At 42.9% G+C, this 17,040-nt stretch carries 27 protein-coding genes and 1 pseudogene; all 28 read left to right on the top strand.

Translation table 11 applies throughout. The features are described from left to right. The first annotated feature begins 2 nt into the window (after positions 1–2). Positions 3–830, top strand: coding sequence for a 50S ribosomal protein L2 (rplB, locus tag EJN84_RS04570; protein WP_129594310.1), 828 nt, complete (start codon positions 3–5; stop codon positions 828–830). 23 nt (positions 831–853) lie between these two features. Then, positions 854–1,123, top strand: a complete 270-nt coding sequence (rpsS, locus tag EJN84_RS04565) for a 30S ribosomal protein S19 (protein ID WP_101486282.1) — start codon at positions 854–856, stop codon at positions 1,121–1,123. 37 nt (positions 1,124–1,160) lie between these two features. Continuing rightward, a complete protein-coding gene (gene rplV, locus EJN84_RS04560) occupies positions 1,161–1,580 on the top strand; it encodes a 50S ribosomal protein L22 (RefSeq protein ID WP_129594309.1) in 420 nt (139 codons plus the stop codon). 5 nt (positions 1,581–1,585) lie between these two features. Further along, complete coding sequence (gene rpsC / locus EJN84_RS04555; RefSeq protein WP_101486280.1) at positions 1,586–2,341, top strand: 30S ribosomal protein S3; 756 nt, start codon at positions 1,586–1,588, stop codon at positions 2,339–2,341. Positions 2,342–2,353: 12 nt separating this feature from the next. Beyond that, the gene (gene rplP / locus EJN84_RS04550; protein ID WP_101486279.1) at positions 2,354–2,788 is read left to right on the top strand and encodes a 50S ribosomal protein L16; all 435 of its coding nucleotides are present in this window, start codon (positions 2,354–2,356) and stop codon (positions 2,786–2,788) included. A gap of 6 nt (positions 2,789–2,794) precedes the next feature. Next, positions 2,795–3,004, top strand: coding sequence for a 50S ribosomal protein L29 (gene rpmC / locus EJN84_RS04545; protein WP_129594308.1), 210 nt, complete (start codon positions 2,795–2,797; stop codon positions 3,002–3,004). An 8-nt stretch (positions 3,005–3,012) separates the two neighbouring features. Beyond that, on the top strand, positions 3,013–3,270 hold the full coding sequence (rpsQ, locus tag EJN84_RS04540; protein ID WP_101486277.1) for a 30S ribosomal protein S17: 258 nt from the start codon (positions 3,013–3,015) through the stop codon (positions 3,268–3,270). A gap of 1 nt (position 3,271) precedes the next feature. Beyond that, a complete protein-coding gene (rplN, locus tag EJN84_RS04535; protein WP_101486276.1) occupies positions 3,272–3,637 on the top strand; it encodes a 50S ribosomal protein L14 in 366 nt (121 codons plus the stop codon). Positions 3,638–3,657: 20 nt separating this feature from the next. Continuing rightward, a complete protein-coding gene (gene rplX / locus EJN84_RS04530; RefSeq protein ID WP_101486275.1) occupies positions 3,658–3,978 on the top strand; it encodes a 50S ribosomal protein L24 in 321 nt (106 codons plus the stop codon). Then, positions 3,975–4,532 carry a 50S ribosomal protein L5 gene (rplE, locus tag EJN84_RS04525; protein WP_129594307.1) on the top strand — a complete coding sequence of 186 codons (558 nt, stop codon included), beginning with the start codon at positions 3,975–3,977 and terminating at the stop codon, positions 4,530–4,532. The genes rplX and rplE overlap by 4 nt, the downstream gene beginning before the upstream one ends. Before the next feature lie 6 nt (positions 4,533–4,538). Beyond that, entirely contained in the window at positions 4,539–4,808 is a 270-nt protein-coding gene (gene rpsN / locus EJN84_RS04520; protein WP_129594306.1) for a 30S ribosomal protein S14, read from the top strand. A gap of 118 nt (positions 4,809–4,926) precedes the next feature. Next, a complete protein-coding gene (gene rpsH, locus EJN84_RS04515; protein ID WP_101486272.1) occupies positions 4,927–5,322 on the top strand; it encodes a 30S ribosomal protein S8 in 396 nt (131 codons plus the stop codon). Between the two features lie 17 nt (positions 5,323–5,339). Continuing rightward, complete coding sequence (rplF, locus tag EJN84_RS04510) at positions 5,340–5,894, top strand: 50S ribosomal protein L6 (protein ID WP_129594305.1); 555 nt, start codon at positions 5,340–5,342, stop codon at positions 5,892–5,894. A 22-nt stretch (positions 5,895–5,916) separates the two neighbouring features. Continuing rightward, positions 5,917–6,261, top strand: a complete 345-nt coding sequence (gene rplR, locus EJN84_RS04505; RefSeq protein WP_101486270.1) for a 50S ribosomal protein L18 — start codon at positions 5,917–5,919, stop codon at positions 6,259–6,261. A gap of 5 nt (positions 6,262–6,266) precedes the next feature. Next, positions 6,267–6,785 (top strand): 30S ribosomal protein S5, encoded by a 519-nt coding sequence (rpsE, locus tag EJN84_RS04500; protein ID WP_101486269.1) that lies wholly within the window; start codon positions 6,267–6,269, stop codon positions 6,783–6,785. Between the two features lie 20 nt (positions 6,786–6,805). After that, a complete protein-coding gene (rpmD, locus tag EJN84_RS04495) occupies positions 6,806–6,982 on the top strand; it encodes a 50S ribosomal protein L30 (RefSeq protein ID WP_129594304.1) in 177 nt (58 codons plus the stop codon). A gap of 30 nt (positions 6,983–7,012) precedes the next feature. Then, complete coding sequence (gene rplO / locus EJN84_RS04490) at positions 7,013–7,462, top strand: 50S ribosomal protein L15 (protein ID WP_129594303.1); 450 nt, start codon at positions 7,013–7,015, stop codon at positions 7,460–7,462. Between the two features lies 1 nt (position 7,463). Beyond that, positions 7,464–8,786 (top strand): preprotein translocase subunit SecY, encoded by a 1,323-nt coding sequence (gene secY, locus EJN84_RS04485; RefSeq protein WP_129594302.1) that lies wholly within the window; start codon positions 7,464–7,466, stop codon positions 8,784–8,786. 27 nt (positions 8,787–8,813) lie between these two features. Beyond that, the gene (gene map / locus EJN84_RS04480; RefSeq protein ID WP_129594301.1) at positions 8,814–9,602 is read left to right on the top strand and encodes a type I methionyl aminopeptidase; all 789 of its coding nucleotides are present in this window, start codon (positions 8,814–8,816) and stop codon (positions 9,600–9,602) included. A 35-nt stretch (positions 9,603–9,637) separates the two neighbouring features. Further along, a complete protein-coding gene (gene infA / locus EJN84_RS04475; RefSeq protein WP_045089302.1) occupies positions 9,638–9,856 on the top strand; it encodes a translation initiation factor IF-1 in 219 nt (72 codons plus the stop codon). A gap of 69 nt (positions 9,857–9,925) precedes the next feature. After that, a complete protein-coding gene (ykgO, locus tag EJN84_RS04470; protein WP_101486264.1) occupies positions 9,926–10,042 on the top strand; it encodes a type B 50S ribosomal protein L36 in 117 nt (38 codons plus the stop codon). A gap of 38 nt (positions 10,043–10,080) precedes the next feature. After that, complete coding sequence (gene rpsM, locus EJN84_RS04465) at positions 10,081–10,461, top strand: 30S ribosomal protein S13 (protein WP_101486263.1); 381 nt, start codon at positions 10,081–10,083, stop codon at positions 10,459–10,461. 10 nt (positions 10,462–10,471) lie between these two features. Further along, positions 10,472–10,861, top strand: a complete 390-nt coding sequence (gene rpsK / locus EJN84_RS04460; protein ID WP_101486262.1) for a 30S ribosomal protein S11 — start codon at positions 10,472–10,474, stop codon at positions 10,859–10,861. Positions 10,862–10,981: 120 nt separating this feature from the next. Next, a complete protein-coding gene (rpsD, locus tag EJN84_RS04455) occupies positions 10,982–11,590 on the top strand; it encodes a 30S ribosomal protein S4 (RefSeq protein ID WP_129594300.1) in 609 nt (202 codons plus the stop codon). Between the two features lie 4 nt (positions 11,591–11,594). Then, positions 11,595–12,596 (top strand): DNA-directed RNA polymerase subunit alpha, encoded by a 1,002-nt coding sequence (locus EJN84_RS04450; protein WP_129594299.1) that lies wholly within the window; start codon positions 11,595–11,597, stop codon positions 12,594–12,596. A gap of 5 nt (positions 12,597–12,601) precedes the next feature. Further along, positions 12,602–13,072: pseudogene (rplQ, locus tag EJN84_RS04445) on the top strand (50S ribosomal protein L17); the annotation flags it as partial. A gap of 306 nt (positions 13,073–13,378) precedes the next feature. Beyond that, a complete protein-coding gene (locus EJN84_RS04440) occupies positions 13,379–15,910 on the top strand; it encodes a DUF5916 domain-containing protein (protein WP_129594297.1) in 2,532 nt (843 codons plus the stop codon). Between the two features lie 348 nt (positions 15,911–16,258). Continuing rightward, positions 16,259–17,029, top strand: a complete 771-nt coding sequence (locus tag EJN84_RS04435; RefSeq protein ID WP_129594296.1) for a DUF5040 domain-containing protein — start codon at positions 16,259–16,261, stop codon at positions 17,027–17,029. The last annotated feature ends 11 nt before the right edge of the window (positions 17,030–17,040 follow it).

Here is a 17,040-nt window from a genome sequence, read left to right as displayed (position 1 = left end):
AAATGGGAATACGTAAATTAAAGCCCACAACACCGGGGCAAAGACACAAGATTATCGGTACATTTGAAAATATCACTGCAAGTGAACCGGAGAAGTCTCTCGTAGTCGGGAAAAAAAGCACGGGCGGTCGTAACAATCAAGGGAAAATGACGATCGGTTACCGAGGAAACGGCCATAAAAGACGTTTCAGAATTATCGACTTCAAGAGAACAAAAGATGGTATTCCGGCCGTTGTAAAAAGTATAGAATATGATCCTAATCGCTCGGCACGTATTGCATTGCTCTATTATGCCGATGGCGAAAAGACTTATATTCTTGCACCAAACGGACTGGAAGTTGGAACCACAGTGATGTCGGGACCCGAAGCAGCTCCCGAAATAGGGAATACGTTGCCGTTGGCAAAAATTCCACTTGGAACGGTCATTCATAATATAGAATTACGTCCGGGACAAGGTGCTAAAATGGTGCGTTCGGCAGGAACATTCGCCCAGTTGGTATCGCGTGAAGATAATTACGCTGTCATCAAAATGCCTTCGGGCGAAGTTCGTAAAATTCTTGCTACATGCAAAGCTACTGTAGGAAGCGTTGGTAATTCGGACCATGCTCTTGAAAAATCAGGTAAAGCCGGTAGATCGCGTTGGCTCGGTCGCCGTCCTCACAACCGTGGTGTTTCGAAAAACCCGGTTGACCATCCAATGGGTGGAGGTGAAGGTCGCGCTTCGGGAGGTCATCCACGTTCTGCGAAAGGTTTGTATTCGAAGGGCTTGAAAACTCGAGCTCCAAAAAAACAATCTTCGAAATACATTATCGAAAGAAGGAAGAAGAAATAATCTGATTAATTAATTTCAAAACTATGAGTAGATCACTTAAAAAAGGTCCGTATATCAATCTGAAATTGGAAAAGAAGATCAACGCCATGAACGAGAGCGGTAAAAAAACCGTTGTCAAAACCTGGTCGCGAGCTTCAATGATTTCTCCCGATTTCGTAGGTCATACCATTGCGGTTCACAACGGGAATAAATTTATTCCTGTTTATATTACCGAGAATATGGTTGGGCACAAGTTGGGCGAGTTTTCGATGACCCGAACATTCCGTGGACATGCCGGAAACAGAAAGAAATGAGAAATCGGGCACAAAATAAAATATAAACAGAAAAAACATGAGTGCTAGAAAAAGAATATCAGCCGAACAACGAAAAGAAAGCCGCAAAGATGTTGCGCTAGCCATTTTGAACAATGTTCCCAGTTCTCCCCGTAAAATGCGCTATGTTGCAGATATGATCAGAGGCATGGAGGTGTTCAAAGCATTAGGAGTGCTTAAATTTTCAAATAAGGAAGCTTCGAAGAAAGTTGAAAAACTTTTGCTTTCGGCCATTGCAAATTGGGAACAGAAAAACGAACGCAAGGCAGAAACAGGCGAACTTTACGTAAAGATTATTTCGGTAAACGAAGGGTCAACCTTGAAAAGACTCCGCCCGGCTCCACAAGGACGTGGATACAGAATTCGCAAACGTTCCAATCACGTTACGCTGATCGTGGATACATATAAAAAAGAAGATAACGAAATAAATAACAATTAAGGCAGATGGGACAAAAAGTAAATCCGATAGCAAATCGTTTGGGAATCATCAAAGGATGGGACTCTAATTGGTATGGCGGAGATAATTATGGTGATACCTTACTCGAAGACAGTAAAATTCGTAAATACCTGAATGCCCGTCTTGCCAAGGCAAGTGTTTCGCGCATCGTCATCGAACGTACTCTCAAACTGGTCACCATCACTATTTGTACTGCTCGCCCCGGTATTATTATCGGCAAAGGTGGTCAAGAGGTGGACAAACTAAAAGAAGAATTAAAGAAAATAACCGATAAAGATGTGCAAATCAATATCTTTGAGATAAAAAAACCCGAATTGGATGCGGTGATAGTTGCCAACAACATTGCCCGTCAGATTGAAGGGAAAATTGCATATCGTCGTGCCGTAAAGATGGCTATTGCTTCAACCATGCGAATGGGAGCCGAAGGAATCAAAGTTCAGGTTTCGGGCAGATTGAATGGAGCCGAAATGGCTCGTTCGGAAATGTACAAAGAAGGACGTACTCCTCTTCATACTTTCCGTGCAGATATCGATTATGCCCAAGCCGAAGCGCTTACAAAAGTCGGTTTAATTGGAATTAAAGTTTGGATATGCCGTGGAGAAATCTACGGTAAGAAAGATCTCGCTCCTTCATTTACATCGTCAAAGGAAAGTCATTCTCACAATGGCGGGAATGGACGTGGCGGTAATCGTTCGGAGGGAAGAGGATCAAGGAGAAACAGAAAGAATAACAAAAACGCTTGAAATTAAACTGAAATGTTACAACCGAAGAAAACAAAATTCAGAAGACAGCAGAAAGGTCGCATGAAAGGCAATGCTTCGCGCGGCAATCAACTGGCATTCGGTTCTTTTGGGATAAAATCGTTACAATCGAAATGGATCACCGGCCGGCAAATCGAAGCTGCCCGTATCGCCGTGACTCGCTATATGCAACGTCAGGGACAAGTTTGGGTACGAATTTTCCCCGACAAACCAATTACCAAGAAGCCTGCTGAAGTGCGTATGGGTAAAGGAAAAGGTAATCCCGAAGGATTCGTTGCTCCGGTAACTCCGGGTAGAATATTGTTTGAAGTAGAAGGCGTGCCTTACGAAATTGCAAAAGAAGCTTTGCGTTTGGCAGCTCAAAAATTACCCGTTACAACCAAATTCGTCGTTCGAAGAGACTACGATTTTGAACAACAAAACTCGTAATGCAATATGAAAGCAAAGAAAGTTAAAGAGGAACTGAAAGAGCTGTCCGATAAGGATTTGCAAGAAAGAGTCGAAGCCGAAATAAGCGAGCTGAACCAATTAAAAATCAGCCACAGCATTAATCCATTAGACAATCCGGATTCGATCAAACAAAAACGCAAAAATATTGCACGTATTCTCACGGAATTGCGAGCAAGACAATTGAAAAAAGCATAACAACATACATGGAAACGAGAAATTTAAGAAAAGAAAGAATCGGGGTCGTTTTCAGCAACAAAATGGATAAAACCGTTACGGTGGCTGTAAAATGGAAAGAAAAACACCCTATTTATGGGAAGTTCGTTAATAAAACGAAGAAATTTCACGTCCACGACGAGAAAAATGAGTGTAACATTGGTGATACAGTGAGAATTATGGAAACTCGTCCTTTGAGTAAAACAAAGAGATGGAGATTGGTAGAAATCATAGAAAGGGCTAAATAAGATGATACAACAGGAATCAAGATTAACAGTTACCGACAACAGTGGAGCCAAAGAAGCTCTCTGTATCCGGGTATTAGGCGGAACCAAAAGACGTTACGCTTCCGTTGGAGATGTCATTGTTGTTGCCATCAAAAGCGTGATCCCTTCCAGTGACATAAAAAAAGGTGCAGTATCAAAAGCAATTATTGTTCGTACCAAAAAGGAAATTCGTCGTGCCGACGGTTCCTATATCCGTTTCGATGATAACGCGTGCGTATTGTTGAACAATGCAGGCGAGTTGCGCGGAAGCCGTATTTTCGGACCTGTAGCCCGCGAACTTCGTGCCACGAACATGAAAATTGTTTCCTTAGCGCCTGAAGTGCTTTAATCCATTAAAACAAAAAGGCGATGAGTAAATTACACATTAAAAAAGGCGATATAGTTTACGTGAATGCCGGTGAAGATAAAGGTAAAACCGGACGCGTACTTGAGGTGAACGTCGAAAAACAGCGTGCGATTGTAGAGGGCGTTAATATCGTTTCGAAACACACCAAACCCAATGCAAAAAATCCGCAAGGCGGAATCGAGAAAAAAGAAGCACCCGTGCATATTTCTAATCTCAATTTGGTTGATCCAAAATCAGGAAAACCGACACGCATTGGTCGAAAACTTAATTCAAAAGGTAAATTAGTGCGTTACGCTAAAAAATCGGGGGAGGAAATTAAATGATTAGTACAGCAAGTTTAAAATTGGACTATAAAGAACGTATTGTTCCTGCCTTGATGAAGGAATTTGGATATAAATCCGTAATGCAAGTTCCTAAACTTGAAAAAATCGTAATCAATCAAGGATTGGGAATTGCTGTAGCCGACAAGAAGATTATAGATACAGCTATAAACGAGCTAACAGCCATCACCGGCCAAAAGGCAGTGGCAACCTATTCGAAAAAAGATATTTCTAATTTCAAGGTTCGTAAGAAAATGCCTATTGGCGTTCGCGTTACACTCCGGCACGACAAAATGTACGAATTTCTCGAAAGACTTATCCGTGTAGCTTTGCCGCGTATTCGCGACTTCAAGGGAATTGAAAGTAAACTCGACGGACGTGGCAATTACACACTTGGAATTGATGAACAGATTATCTTTCCCGAAATCAACATTGATACTATTTCTCGTTTGCTTGGTATGAATATAACATTCGTCACTTCGGCAAATACTGATGAAGAAGGGTATGCTCTACTAAGAGAATTCGGATTACCGTTTAAAACTGACAAAAATAAATAATAAAGCATGGCAAAAGAATCAATGAAAGCGCGTGAGGTGAAGAGAGCCAAAATGGTTGCCAAATACGCCGAAAAACGTGCCAAATATTTGAGTGAAGGCAATTACGAAGCCCTTCAAACTATTCCCAAAAACGCATCACCCGTACGTTTGCACAATCGTTGTAAAATTTCCGGACGGCCAAAAGGTTATATGCGTCAGTTTGGCATTTCTCGTATCGAATTCAGAGAAATGGCTTCGAAGGGCTTAATTCCGGGTGTAAAGAAATCAAGTTGGTAATTCAAGAAAACGAAAAATTGTTATCGCTCGGACATCAATTGCCTCAAACGATAATATAAAGAAAGTTCTTTTATTAAATATTGTCCCGATTGGCGGGATCAATTTAAATTATTTTTATATGACAGATCCAATTGCAGATTATTTGACGCGGTTAAGAAATGCTATTCAGGCTAATCACCGGGTGGTGGAGATACCCGCATCAAATCTTAAAAGAGACATCACGAAGATTCTCTTCGAAAAAGGCTACATTCTTAATTACAAGTTTGTAGATGAAGGACCACAAGGCATTATCAAAATTGCCTTGAAATATGATCCGATTAATAAAGTAAACGCTATCAAAAAATTGATTCGTGTTTCTACACCCGGTTTGCGTAAATACACCGGCTATAAAGATATGCCGAGAGTACTCAATGGATTAGGTATCGCAATTTTATCTACCTCCAAAGGCGTCATGACAGATAAAGAAGCACGTGAACAAAAGGTCGGTGGCGAAATTTTATGTTACGTTTATTAAATTAGGGAGAGAATAGTATGTCAAGAATAGGAAAATTACCCATCACTCTGCCGCAAGGTGTATCAGTGAACATCGCCGATGATAACACCGTTACGCTGAAAGGCCCTAAAGGTGAACTAACGCAACAAGTCAACCCCGATCTTAATATCAAGGTCGAAGATGGCGTGCTTACAGTAGAAAGACCAAACGACGATAAGGAATATCGTGCACAACACGGCCTTTATCGTGCGTTGTTACATAACATGGTTGTTGGAGTGTCCGAAGGTTTTCGTAAAGAGCTCGAACTGGTAGGTGTGGGCTACCGCGTATCCAATCAGGGACAAATTCTTGAACTTTCACTTGGTTATACGCACAGCATTTTCATGGAGCTACCCAAGGAAATAAAAGTTGAAACCAAATCCGAAAGGAACAAGAATCCGCTTATCATTTTGGAATCTTGCGATAAACAATTGCTTGGTCAAGTTTGTGCCAAAATTCGCTCTTTCCGTAAACCCGAACCATACAAAGGAAAAGGAGTACGTTTTGTTGGCGAACAGATACGTCGCAAATCCGGTAAAACTGCAGGTAAATAATCTAACGTAAACAGAAACGACTATGTTAACAAGAGAACAAAGAAGATTGAAAATCAAAGCTCGCGTTCGCGGAAAAGTGCATGGCACACCAGATTGTCCGCGCCTTTCGGTGTTCAGGAGTAATAAGCAAATATATGCACAAGTGATCGACGATACAACAGGCAGAACACTCGCTTCGGCCTCTTCGCTAAAAATTGAAGAAAAACTTCCGAAAAAAGAAATTGCAGCCAAGGTCGGCGATCTTATTGCAAAAAATGCCAAAGAGGCCGGAATCGAAAAAGTGGCTTTCGATAGAAACGGATTTCTTTATCATGGACGGATAAAAGAATTGGCTGATGCCGCTCGTAAAGGAGGACTTAAATTTTAACAATCATGGCAAGAATAAACAACAAAGTAAAATCGACGAACGATATAGAGTTAAAAGACCGATTGGTAGCTATTAACCGTACGACGAAAGTTACCAAAGGAGGACGTACATTTACCTTTGCCGCTATGGTTGTAGTGGGTAATGAAGATGGTATCGTAGGTTGGGGACTTGGTAAAGCAGGTGAAGTAACAACGGCTATTGCCAAAGGAGTAGAAGCTGCAAAGAAGAATCTGGTAAAAGTGCCCGTGTATAAGGGAACAATTCCTCACGAACAAACCGCACATTATGGAGGTGCAGAAGTGTTTCTGAAACCGGCATTCACAGGAACCGGTGTAAAAGCAGGAGGTGCTATGCGTGCTGTTCTCGAAAGCGTAGGGATCACCGATGTATTGGCAAAATCAAAAGGTTCGTCCAATCCTCATAATCTTGTGAAAGCTACCATTCTTGCGCTGAGTGAAATGAGAGATCCCATAACTGTTGCTCAAAACAGAGGCGTGAGTTTGGATAAAGTTTTCAATGGTTAAAAATTTGGAGGAACACTAATATGGCAACTATCAAGATCAAACAAACAAGAAGCCGAATCGACTGCCCAAGAGTTCAGAGAAGGACGTTGGATGCTCTCGGACTTACTAAAATCGGGCGTGTTGTTGAACACGAAGATACTCCGGCTATACGTGGCTTAATTGCAAAAGTAAGCCATCTGGTTACTGTGATCGATTAAATTAGTTTATAACGATAAAAATACACAATAATGAATTTATCGAATTTAAAACCGGCAGAAGGATCAACCAAAACTCGGAAAAGAATAGGTCGAGGACCCGGATCGGGTAAAGGTGGAACTTCTACCAGAGGACATAAAGGAGCTAAATCACGTTCGGGTTACAAACACAAAATCGGATTCGAAGGTGGGCAAATGCCTTTACAGCGCCGACTGCCAAAGTTCGGGTTTAATCCTTTGAAAAGGACGGAATACAGAGCTATTAATTTGGACAAACTTCAAGAGATTGCCGATTCGCAAAATGTATCGAAAATAGATATCGAGACATTGATAAATGCTGGTCTGATTTCTCCGAAACATTCGGTGAAAATACTCGGCAAAGGCTCGTTAACTGCCAAATTGGAAGTCACAGCTCATGCCTTTTCTAAATCGGCTGAAGCGGCTATTATTGCTGCAGGTGGAAATGTTGTAAAAATCCAATAAGATGAGATTTATCGAAATTCTAAAAAATATTTGGAAAATTGAAGACCTTCGTCACCGGCTTATCATTACGGCTTCCTTAGTTGCAGTGTACAGGTTCGGTTCCTTTGTGGTTCTTCCCGGAATTGATCCTGCTTTGTTGACTGTTCTGCAAAACAATGCAAGCTCGGGGCTTCTGGGTTTGTTGGATATGTTCTCGGGAGGTGCTTTTTCAAACGCCTCTATATTTGCATTGGGAATCATGCCATACATTTCGGCCTCTATCGTTATGCAATTGTTGGGCATCGCAGTTCCTTATTTTCAAAAATTGCAGCGTGAAGGCGAAAGCGGACATACAAAAATGAATCAATACACACGTTATTTGACTGTTGCGATTCTTGTACTGCAAGGGCCTGCATATATCTACGGGGCATTACAGGGAGCTATACCCGGCGGGTTTTGGGATTGGGTTCTTCCCTCTACCATTATTTTAGCCGCCGGAAGTATGTTCGTATTGTGGTTGGGTGAAAGAATTACCGACAAAGGCGTTGGAAACGGAGTCTCGTTTATCATTCTTATAGGTATCATTGCTCGTTTGCCTCATGCTTTGGTTGCCGAAGTCGATCGATTGCTCAATGCACCTGGAGGTTTGCTCGTGCTGCTACTCGAGATTCTCTTCCTGATGGTAGTTACGGCATTTGCTATCATGCTTGTTCAAGGTACTCGAAAAGTTCCTGTGCAGTATGCTAAACGTATCGTTGGTAACAAACAATATGGCGGAGTACGTCAGTATATTCCTCTTAAAGTGAATGCTGCCAATGTGATGCCTATCATTTTTGCTCAGGCAATCATGTTTATCCCCATCACGATTGCTCAGTTTACGGCGCAGGGAGGTGGAGGTTTCTTCGGATCGCTCATGAACTCAAACAGTTTTTGGTATAATTTCATCTTTGCGTTGCTGATTATCGCATTTACGTATTTTTATACTGCAATCACAGTTAATCCTACGCAAATGGCTGAAGATATGAAACGTAACAATGGATTTATTCCCGGCGTGAAGCCCGGTAAAAAAACGGCAGAGTATCTCGATACGATTATGTCGCGAATTACACTTCCGGGTTCTATTTTTTTGGCTATCATTGCCATACTACCGGTATTCGCTAATCTGATGGGAATCAACAGCCAGTTTTCTAACTTTTTCGGAGGAACCTCTTTGTTAATTCTTGTGGGGGTCGTATTGGATACTTTACAGCAAATCGAAAGTCATTTACTGATGCGACATTATGACGGATTCCTGAAGTCCGGACAAAAAATAAAAGGTCGAACCGGATCTATTGCAGCTTATTAAGACCGTAAGGAAAGTTTTCTTTGATTGATGAGAAGCGAAAGAGATATTATATTGAAAACGGACGAAGAAATCGAATTGATGCGCGATGCCAATCGTTTGGTTGGAATGACGTTGGGTGAATTGTCTAAACATATCAAGCCCGGAGTCACTACCCTTCAACTCGATAAAATCGCCGAAGAATTCATTCGCGATCATGGAGCATACCCCACTTTTTTGGGATATGGAGGGTTTCCAAATTCCATTTGTACTTCGGTCAACGAAAACATCGTACATGGAATACCCAACAATACCCCTCTAAAAGAGGGCGACATTATTTCGATTGATTGCGGCACTACCAAACGTGGATATACAGGTGATTCTGCTTATACTTTTTGCGTTGGAGAAGTAGCTGATGAGGTGAAGATGTTATTGAAAATAACTTTGGAGTCGCTTTATCTCGGAATCGAGCAAGCTCGCGAAGGTCATCGTATTGGTGACATCGGTTACACCATACAGCAATATTGCGAGAAACATGGATATTCGGTTGTTCGCGAATTAGTCGGGCACGGAATTGGCCGTGAGATGCACGAAGCACCCGAAGTTCCAAATTACGGTAGAAGAGGCACCGGCCCTATTATCAAAAATGGGATGTGTATCGCGATTGAGCCGATGATAAATATGGGAAGCAAGAATGTGGTATTCGAAAACGATGGTTGGACAGTTCGGACTAAAGACCGAAAACCGGCCGCTCATTTCGAGCATACGATTGCAATACATCACGGAAAGCCCGATATTTTATCGACATTCGAATTTATTGAAGAAACAACAAATAACTAACGAACAAACAAACAATAAGAATATTGATTTCTTTTATGGCAAAACAGGCAGCAATAGAACAAGACGGAACTATCGTCGAAGCATTGTCTAATGCAATGTTCCGAGTAGAACTCGAGAACGGACACGAAATTACCGCTCATATTTCCGGAAAGATGAGGATGCACTACATCCGAATATTACCCGGAGATAGAGTCCGTGTTGAGATGTCGCCATATGACCTTACTAAGGGAAGAATTTCATTTAGGTATAAATAAAGAACAAAAAACAGATTTTGGCTGAACAATTATTTATCCTCAGCCGGTCTAAAATAAAAAATAGAGAATATGAAAGTTAGAGCATCTATTAAAAAGCGTACGGCCGACTGCAAAATAGTTAGACGAAAAGGTCGTTTATATGTGATCAACAAAAAGAATCCCAAATACAAACAACGTCAGGGATAAAATTACTATCTTTGTAATCAAATAATTAAAAATCTTATATGGCAATAAGAATCGTAGGAGTCGATCTGCCGCAAAATAAGCGAGGTGAAATTGCACTCACTTATATCTATGGCATCGGACGCAGTGCAGCAAACAGCATTTTAACGAAAGCACAAGTTGATAGAGATATCAAGGTAAAAGATTGGACAGACGATCAGGCTGCCCGCATTCGCGAAATTATTTCCACCGAATATAAAGTGGAAGGGGACCTTCGCTCTGAAGTACAACTCAATATTAAGCGATTGATGGATATCGGATGCTATCGTGGCATTCGTCACCGTATCGGGCTACCCGTTCGCGGACAAAGCACCAAAAACAATGCCCGTACACGCAAAGGCAAAAAGAAAACTGTTGCTAACAAGAAAAAAGCTACTAAATAACAGATAAGACATGGCAAAAAGAACAGTTGCAGCTAAAAAGAGAAACGTAAAAGTGACAGCCCAAGGACAGGCTCACATCTCTTCATCGTTCAACAACATTATTGTTTCACTCACAAACGAAGACGGAGAGGTGATAAGTTGGTCGTCAGCCGGCAAAATGGGATTCCGTAGCTCAAAAAAGAATACGCCCTATGCCGCACAGATGGTAGCACAAGATTGTGCCAAAGTGGCTTTCGATCTTGGTTTGCGTAAAGTGAAAGCGTTTGTAAAAGGGCCGGGTAACGGTCGCGAATCAGCTATCAGAACGATTCACGGAGCGGGCATCGAAGTAACCGAAATTATTGATGTTACACCGATTCCGCACAACGGATGTCGTCCTCCTAAAGCAAGAAGAGTTTAATCGACAATTATTTAAGTTTCATTACATCGAAACTTGAGCTGTGATTTTGATTACAATATTCACTTCTCTGTAATCGCGGCTGCACAGTTTAGGCTTCAGTAAAAAAGTTTATTTTAAAAAATGGCAAGATATACTGGTCCAAAAACAAAAATCGCCCGTAAATTTGGCGAGCCTATTTTCGGCCCCGATAAGGTTCTTTCGAAAAAGAATTATCCTCCGGGTCAGCACGGAAATTCACGTAGAAGAAAAACGTCGGAATACGGCATACAGTTGCGTGAAAAACAACGTGCAAAATACACCTATGGTGTTCTGGAAAAACAATTCCGCCTCACATTCGAGAAGGCAAGTCGCAGCCGTGGCATTACAGGTGAAGTATTGTTGCAGCTTCTCGAAGCCCGCCTCGACAATGTCGTTTATCGATTGGGAATTGCTCCGACACGAGCTGCTGCTCGTCAGTTGGTTTCTCATCGTCATATAGTCGTTAATGGTAAAGTAGTAAATATTCCTTCCTACGAGGTGAAACCGGGGGACATTGTGGGCGTGAGAGAGAAATCGAAATCGCTCGAAGTCATCACCAATGCACTCAACGGCTTTAACCACAGCAAATATCCATGGCTCGAATGGGATAGAACCACATTCAGCGGAAAGTTGCTTCATTTGCCCGAAAGAGCCGACATTCCTGAAAACATCAAGGAACAATTGATCGTAGAATTATATTCTAAACAATAATTTCATGGCAATATTAGCATTTCAGAAACCCGATAAAGTAGTTATGTTGCAGGAGGATGCTTTCTTCGGGAAGTTTGAATTCCGTCCGCTCGAACCGGGTTATGGTATTACTATTGGTAATGCCTTACGCCGAATTCTACTTTCTTCACTCGAAGGATTTGCCATTACATCTGTCAAAATAGAGGGTGTGGATCACGAGTTTTCGACCATTCCCGGCGTTATTGAAGATGTAACAGGTATTATTCTTAATCTGAAGAAAGTTCGTTTCAAACGGATCGTGGAAGAATTCGAAACCGAAAAAGTTGCCCTTCACATTTCGGGAACGGAAGTGTTCAAGGCCGGTGACATCAGCAAGATTCTGACCGGATTCGAAGTTTTGAATCCCGAGTTGGAGATTTGTCATTTGAACAAGAAAGCCGAAATACGTATGGAACTTTCTATCAACAAGGGTAGAGGATATGTACCGGCAGACGAAAATCGCAGCTTGCTTGCTCCGGATGATGTGCAAACAATCGCCATTGACTCTATCTTCACACCCATCCGAAATGTAAAGTACGAGATCGAAAATTATCGTATCGAGCAGAAAACTGACTATGAGAAGCTCGTTTTCGAAATCTCGACCGACGGATCTATACGCCCCAAAGATGCGTTGAAGGACGCTGCCAAAATACTGATTCAACATTTCGCTTTGTTTTCCGATGACAACAAGATCATGATCGAAGCTACAGATACGGAAGACTTGGAGGAATTCGACGAAGAAGTTCTTCATATGCGTCAAATGCTCAAACGTAAATTGTCTGATCTGAATCTTTCGGTACGCGCTCTCAATTGCCTCAAAGCTGCCGATGTGGAAACCCTCGGACAATTAGTTCAACACAATAAAAACGATCTTCTTAAATTCCGCAACTTCGGAAAGAAGTCGCTTACTGAACTCGAAGAATTGCTCGACAGCCTTTCACTCTCGTTCGGTATGGATATTTCGAAATATAAATTAGACAAAGACTAACAGCAATGAGACATAATCATAAAATCAATCATTTAGGACGTACAAGCTCGCATCGCGAAGCCATGCTCTCGAACATGGCAACTTCGCTGATCATGCACAAACGTATTTTTACTACCGTACCCAAAGCAAAAGCATTGCGCAAGTTCGTTGAGCCTATTATTACCCGTTCGAAAGACGATTCTACCAACTCGCGAAGAGTAGTGTTTCGTGCTTTGCAAAACAAGCAGGCAGTTACCGAACTCTTTCAGGTAGTTTCGCAAAAAGTAGCCGACCGTCCGGGTGGATACACACGTATCCTCAAAACCGGATTTCGTCAGGGTGATAATGCTGCTATGTGCTTTATCGAATTGGTAGATTTCAACGAGAATATGCTTAAAGATAGCAGCTCGAAAAAGGCTAAAACACGACGCTCTCGTCGCAAAGCTGCCGATAAAGCTGCCGAACCTCAAGCTGCCGCAGGAGTAAGTACCGCAAAGAAAATGAAAGAAGTTTCCGAAGTTAAAGCCGAAGCAACAGAGGTTAAAGCCCCCGAAACAGATGATGCAATAAAAAATGATTCTGCTTCGCAGCAGAACGAAGATATCGCTGCGGAAGCGCCATCAGACGGCGAAGAACCAAAAGCTTAGCCGATGACGTCAACCACAGCGAAGCTGTGATTTTTAAAATGTTAAACATTGAGGAAAGCGCTGCGAGTGATTCGTCGCGCTTTTCCGTTTTATAAAAATCTTCATTTTGTAACCAAATTCCCGTTTGTTTCGTCTTACCTTAAACAACTTGCTTCCATGAAACAAATCTGCTTTTTTTTATTGTTTATATATTCGATTACCGTATTTTCTCAAACGAGAACCTACCTGTCGGAAAGAACAGCTAAGGCGCCCTATATCGACGGTCAACTTACGGATGATTGTTGGCTCAATGCTTCTTGGACGGGCTACTTCGTCCAATATGAGCCGAATTCCGGAGATGCTCCTTCGCAGCCAACCTTGTTTGCGGTTGCTTATGACGACAATAATCTGTATGTGGCTATAAAATCGCTCGACGATGAACCCGACAAAATAGTACGTCGCATTTCGCGCCGCGATGTCGCCGATGGAGATTGGGTTTCGGTGTCCATCGACAGTTATGAAGATAAAATCACGGCATTTGTTTTTCAGGTTTCGGCCTCAGGAAGCAAGGGCGATATGCTGAAAACAGAGGCCGGCGGCGAAGATTCGTCGTGGGATCCTATTTGGGAAGTGAAGACATCGATGCAGTCCGATGGATGGTATGCCGAAATGCGCATTCCGTATTCGCAACTCCGTTTTGGCAAAAAGCAGGATTATCGATGGGGATTCGAAGTTGCAAGATTTATCTATCGCAACCACGAAATGTCTCTTTGGCAGCCAATTGACAAGGCTTCGGCCAAATTCATCGGCAATTTCGGAACGCTGGAAGGGATTCATTCCATATCACCCCGAAAGGATATCGAAATCGTGCCGTTTGGGCTCACTCAACTGACATTATCCGAAAAAGAAGATGGGAATCCTTTTGCCACCGGCCATCGAACTACTGCTTCGGTTGGCGTTGACGGAAAAATTGCCCTGACCAACGACATCACACTCAACTTCACTGTCAATCCCGATTTTGGACAGGTGGAAGCTGATCCTTCGGTTGTGAACCTGACCAATTTTGAAACTTATTTTGACGAAAAACGACCTTTCTTTGTCGAAGGAAGCAATATTTTTCATTATCCCTACGATATCACAAATAACGAGCGAAACAAACTTTTTTATTCGCGGCGTTTGGGGCGTGAACCTCATTTGCAATACGACACCACAGACGATGAATTTGTGAGAGAACCGTTTCGCACCACTATTTTGGGAGCAGCAAAGGTATCGGGCAAAACCCGAAACGGTATTTCCATCGGGATATTGAATGCCGTGACGAAGAAGATGTATAGCGAAATCGATCGCGACGGAGTGCAAAGCAAGTACGCCGTGGAGCCATTGACGAATTATTTTGTAGGGCGTATCGAACAGGATCTGGATAGTGGCAACATGATTGTCGGCGCCATGCTGACGGCCACCAATCGCAAGATTGATGAACACCAATTTCGTGTTTTGGCCGATGAAGCCTACACCGGTGGAGCAAACTTTTCGAAATACTGGAAAGATAAGTCTTTTTTTGTGACGGCACGAGCTTTTTACAGCCATTTGGGTGGATCTGCGGAGGCTATTGCGCGCTTGCAACAGTCGTCAGCCCGATATTATCAGCGTCCCGATGCAAATCACGTGGAGCTTGACACCACCCGCACCTCCCTCGACGGCTATGGGGCTTCGGTGAATGGTGGCAAAGTGTCGGGGCATTTCAACTTCATGTATTTTTCCTCGCTCAGTTCGCCAGGTTTGGAACTAAATGATGTCGGATTTAAACCGACGAGCGATTTCGTTATGAATGGATTTTGGATGGCTTATCGCGATTGGCGACCCAAAGGTATCATGAATGAATATCAAATTAACGGCGATATCTTTGCGATCCATAATTTTTCGGGCGAAAGGCTTGGAACGGGTATAGAACAGAACGGCTATATCATTTTTAAAAACTATTACGAATTGAGCGAGGGGTTCAATTACCAGTTCAACCAACTTTCGACGACCTTGCTGCGTGGCGGACCGGCCATCAAATTGCCGGCCGATTTCAATTATTGGATCGAATTGTCGTCTGATTCGAGAAAAAAGTTTCAGGCCGAAATCAATTTCAGTGGAAATATCGGCGCCGAAAATTCGGCTGATGGTATCGAGTACGGTCTGCATCTGACTTACAAGCCCAACAACAGGTTATCGGTGTCGGTGAATCCCGAATATTCGATATTCACCGATCGGCAACAATTCGTTCGGATGACACAAGAACCGGCTCCGACTTACGTTCTTTCAACTATTTGCAAGCACGCGGCGTCGATGTCGGTACGCATCAATTATGGCATTACTCCCGATATGTCGCTGCAGTGGTATGCCCTGCCTTACTTGTTTTCGGGAGAATATTCCGATTTCAAGACGGTAGTCAATCCTCGTGCCGACCGCTTTGAAGATCGTTTTCGCAAGCTGGAACAATATCCTTACGACAATCCCGATTTTCATTTTCTGCAATTTCGTTCCAATCTGGTCTATCGATGGGAGTACAGGCCGGGATCGGTGCTCTATTTGGTTTGGTCGCAAGGGCGCACGGTGCATGATGTGGGCGGGTCGTTTCGTTTTGGCGATTATTTTGGGGATTTGTTTCATTCTGTTTCACAAAACGATTTCTTGCTCAAGGTTTCGTATGCATGGACATTTTGAACCATTCATCGTGCAAAAATTCCGTCAGAGAGCAATTTTTTGCTATGCGGAGGTGCAAAGCACCCGAATAGGGTTGATCAAGTACTTTGCAGACGTGTAAAGCACCGGAATAGGGTTGATCAAGTACTTTGCAGGCGTGCAAAGCGCCGGAACAGGGTTGTTTAAGTGCTTTGCAGACATGCAAAGCATCGGAACAGGGATGAACAAGTACTTTGCTGACATGCAAAGCACACAAATGTTAAATAAGTATTCTGTTGCAGCTTCCAATTTATGCGGATAGGGTGGGGTTTCTTCAAATCGTTTTCGTAAATTTGTCTGAAATATGAAATCTATAAGCAGCAATTAACAATGAAACGATTGACATCCCTGTTTTTCATCCTCATCGCTTGTGCAGCGAACCTTGCCGCACAGAGCACTAAACAAAATTCATACACTTTTCTGCTTACCGGAGCCTCATTTGCTTCGCCCAACAACGGTTGGTTCGAGATTGGCTGTTCACTGGTAGGTGCCACGCCCATCAATCGCGCCATAGGGGGCGAAGCCATTGCTGATGCCGCCAATCGGATGAATGCCGGCACACTCTACAGTCGCGAGGAATTGGAAAAAATAGATGCGCTGGTTATTATGCAGGTTCACGACAAGGATGTTTGCGATTCAACTCAAATTCTTCCGCGCTACACCGATTACCGAACACCTTTCGACCGAAGCAATTATGCGGCCGCATTCGATTATGTAATCAAACGTTACCTGACCGAGTGCTACAATTTGAAGTTCGACCCTCGGTCAGAGTACTACAATTCCAAATACGGAAAGCCGGCCGTCATTGTTCTCTGCACCGACTGGCACGATGGGCGCGTAACCCACAATACTTCCGTGCGTAAGCTGGCTGCCAAATGGGGATTCCCGCTTGTGGAATTCGATCGGTATATCGGATTTTCGCGTAATGCTCTTCATCCGGCTACGGGACAACAAATCAGTCTTTTGTTCACCAACGACAAGCAGGAAATCGACGGGCAGACTTTCGGCTGGCATCCCGAAAATGGCACAAATGCCTATATTCAGCGCCGAATGGGTGCGATATTTGCCGATACGATGCGTAGAATTTTTCCGGTTGAATAACCGAGTCAGGG

Origin of the sequence: Seramator thermalis (assembly GCF_004138125.1) — a bacterium.
In the GTDB taxonomy this organism is placed as follows: Bacteria; Bacteroidota; Bacteroidia; order Bacteroidales; family Dysgonomonadaceae; genus Seramator; species Seramator thermalis.
The sequence above is the reverse complement of the archived record's forward strand: the minus strand, read 5'-3'. Positions and strand labels throughout refer to the sequence as shown.

What these genes read in the sequence shown, in the direction of transcription:
- rplB (WP_129594310.1), top strand. Translation starts at nt 3, where the DNA reads ATGGGAATACGTAAATTAAAGCCCACAACACCGGGGCAAAGACACAAG.
- rpsS (WP_101486282.1), top strand. Translation starts at nt 854, where the DNA reads ATGAGTAGATCACTTAAAAAAGGTCCGTATATCAATCTGAAATTGGAA.
- rplV (WP_129594309.1), top strand. Translation starts at nt 1,161, where the DNA reads ATGAGTGCTAGAAAAAGAATATCAGCCGAACAACGAAAAGAAAGCCGC.
- rpsC (WP_101486280.1), top strand. Translation starts at nt 1,586, where the DNA reads ATGGGACAAAAAGTAAATCCGATAGCAAATCGTTTGGGAATCATCAAA.
- rplP (WP_101486279.1), top strand. Translation starts at nt 2,354, where the DNA reads ATGTTACAACCGAAGAAAACAAAATTCAGAAGACAGCAGAAAGGTCGC.
- rpmC (WP_129594308.1), top strand. Translation starts at nt 2,795, where the DNA reads ATGAAAGCAAAGAAAGTTAAAGAGGAACTGAAAGAGCTGTCCGATAAG.
- rpsQ (WP_101486277.1), top strand. Translation starts at nt 3,013, where the DNA reads ATGGAAACGAGAAATTTAAGAAAAGAAAGAATCGGGGTCGTTTTCAGC.
- rplN (WP_101486276.1), top strand. Translation starts at nt 3,272, where the DNA reads ATGATACAACAGGAATCAAGATTAACAGTTACCGACAACAGTGGAGCC.
- rplX (WP_101486275.1), top strand. Translation starts at nt 3,658, where the DNA reads ATGAGTAAATTACACATTAAAAAAGGCGATATAGTTTACGTGAATGCC.
- rplE (WP_129594307.1), top strand. Translation starts at nt 3,975, where the DNA reads ATGATTAGTACAGCAAGTTTAAAATTGGACTATAAAGAACGTATTGTT.
- rpsN (WP_129594306.1), top strand. Translation starts at nt 4,539, where the DNA reads ATGGCAAAAGAATCAATGAAAGCGCGTGAGGTGAAGAGAGCCAAAATG.
- rpsH (WP_101486272.1), top strand. Translation starts at nt 4,927, where the DNA reads ATGACAGATCCAATTGCAGATTATTTGACGCGGTTAAGAAATGCTATT.
- rplF (WP_129594305.1), top strand. Translation starts at nt 5,340, where the DNA reads ATGTCAAGAATAGGAAAATTACCCATCACTCTGCCGCAAGGTGTATCA.
- rplR (WP_101486270.1), top strand. Translation starts at nt 5,917, where the DNA reads ATGTTAACAAGAGAACAAAGAAGATTGAAAATCAAAGCTCGCGTTCGC.
- rpsE (WP_101486269.1), top strand. Translation starts at nt 6,267, where the DNA reads ATGGCAAGAATAAACAACAAAGTAAAATCGACGAACGATATAGAGTTA.
- rpmD (WP_129594304.1), top strand. Translation starts at nt 6,806, where the DNA reads ATGGCAACTATCAAGATCAAACAAACAAGAAGCCGAATCGACTGCCCA.
- rplO (WP_129594303.1), top strand. Translation starts at nt 7,013, where the DNA reads ATGAATTTATCGAATTTAAAACCGGCAGAAGGATCAACCAAAACTCGG.
- secY (WP_129594302.1), top strand. Translation starts at nt 7,464, where the DNA reads ATGAGATTTATCGAAATTCTAAAAAATATTTGGAAAATTGAAGACCTT.
- map (WP_129594301.1), top strand. Translation starts at nt 8,814, where the DNA reads ATGAGAAGCGAAAGAGATATTATATTGAAAACGGACGAAGAAATCGAA.
- infA (WP_045089302.1), top strand. Translation starts at nt 9,638, where the DNA reads ATGGCAAAACAGGCAGCAATAGAACAAGACGGAACTATCGTCGAAGCA.
- ykgO (WP_101486264.1), top strand. Translation starts at nt 9,926, where the DNA reads ATGAAAGTTAGAGCATCTATTAAAAAGCGTACGGCCGACTGCAAAATA.
- rpsM (WP_101486263.1), top strand. Translation starts at nt 10,081, where the DNA reads ATGGCAATAAGAATCGTAGGAGTCGATCTGCCGCAAAATAAGCGAGGT.
- rpsK (WP_101486262.1), top strand. Translation starts at nt 10,472, where the DNA reads ATGGCAAAAAGAACAGTTGCAGCTAAAAAGAGAAACGTAAAAGTGACA.
- rpsD (WP_129594300.1), top strand. Translation starts at nt 10,982, where the DNA reads ATGGCAAGATATACTGGTCCAAAAACAAAAATCGCCCGTAAATTTGGC.
- EJN84_RS04450 (WP_129594299.1), top strand. Translation starts at nt 11,595, where the DNA reads ATGGCAATATTAGCATTTCAGAAACCCGATAAAGTAGTTATGTTGCAG.
- EJN84_RS04440 (WP_129594297.1), top strand. Translation starts at nt 13,379, where the DNA reads ATGAAACAAATCTGCTTTTTTTTATTGTTTATATATTCGATTACCGTA.
- EJN84_RS04435 (WP_129594296.1), top strand. Translation starts at nt 16,259, where the DNA reads ATGAAACGATTGACATCCCTGTTTTTCATCCTCATCGCTTGTGCAGCG.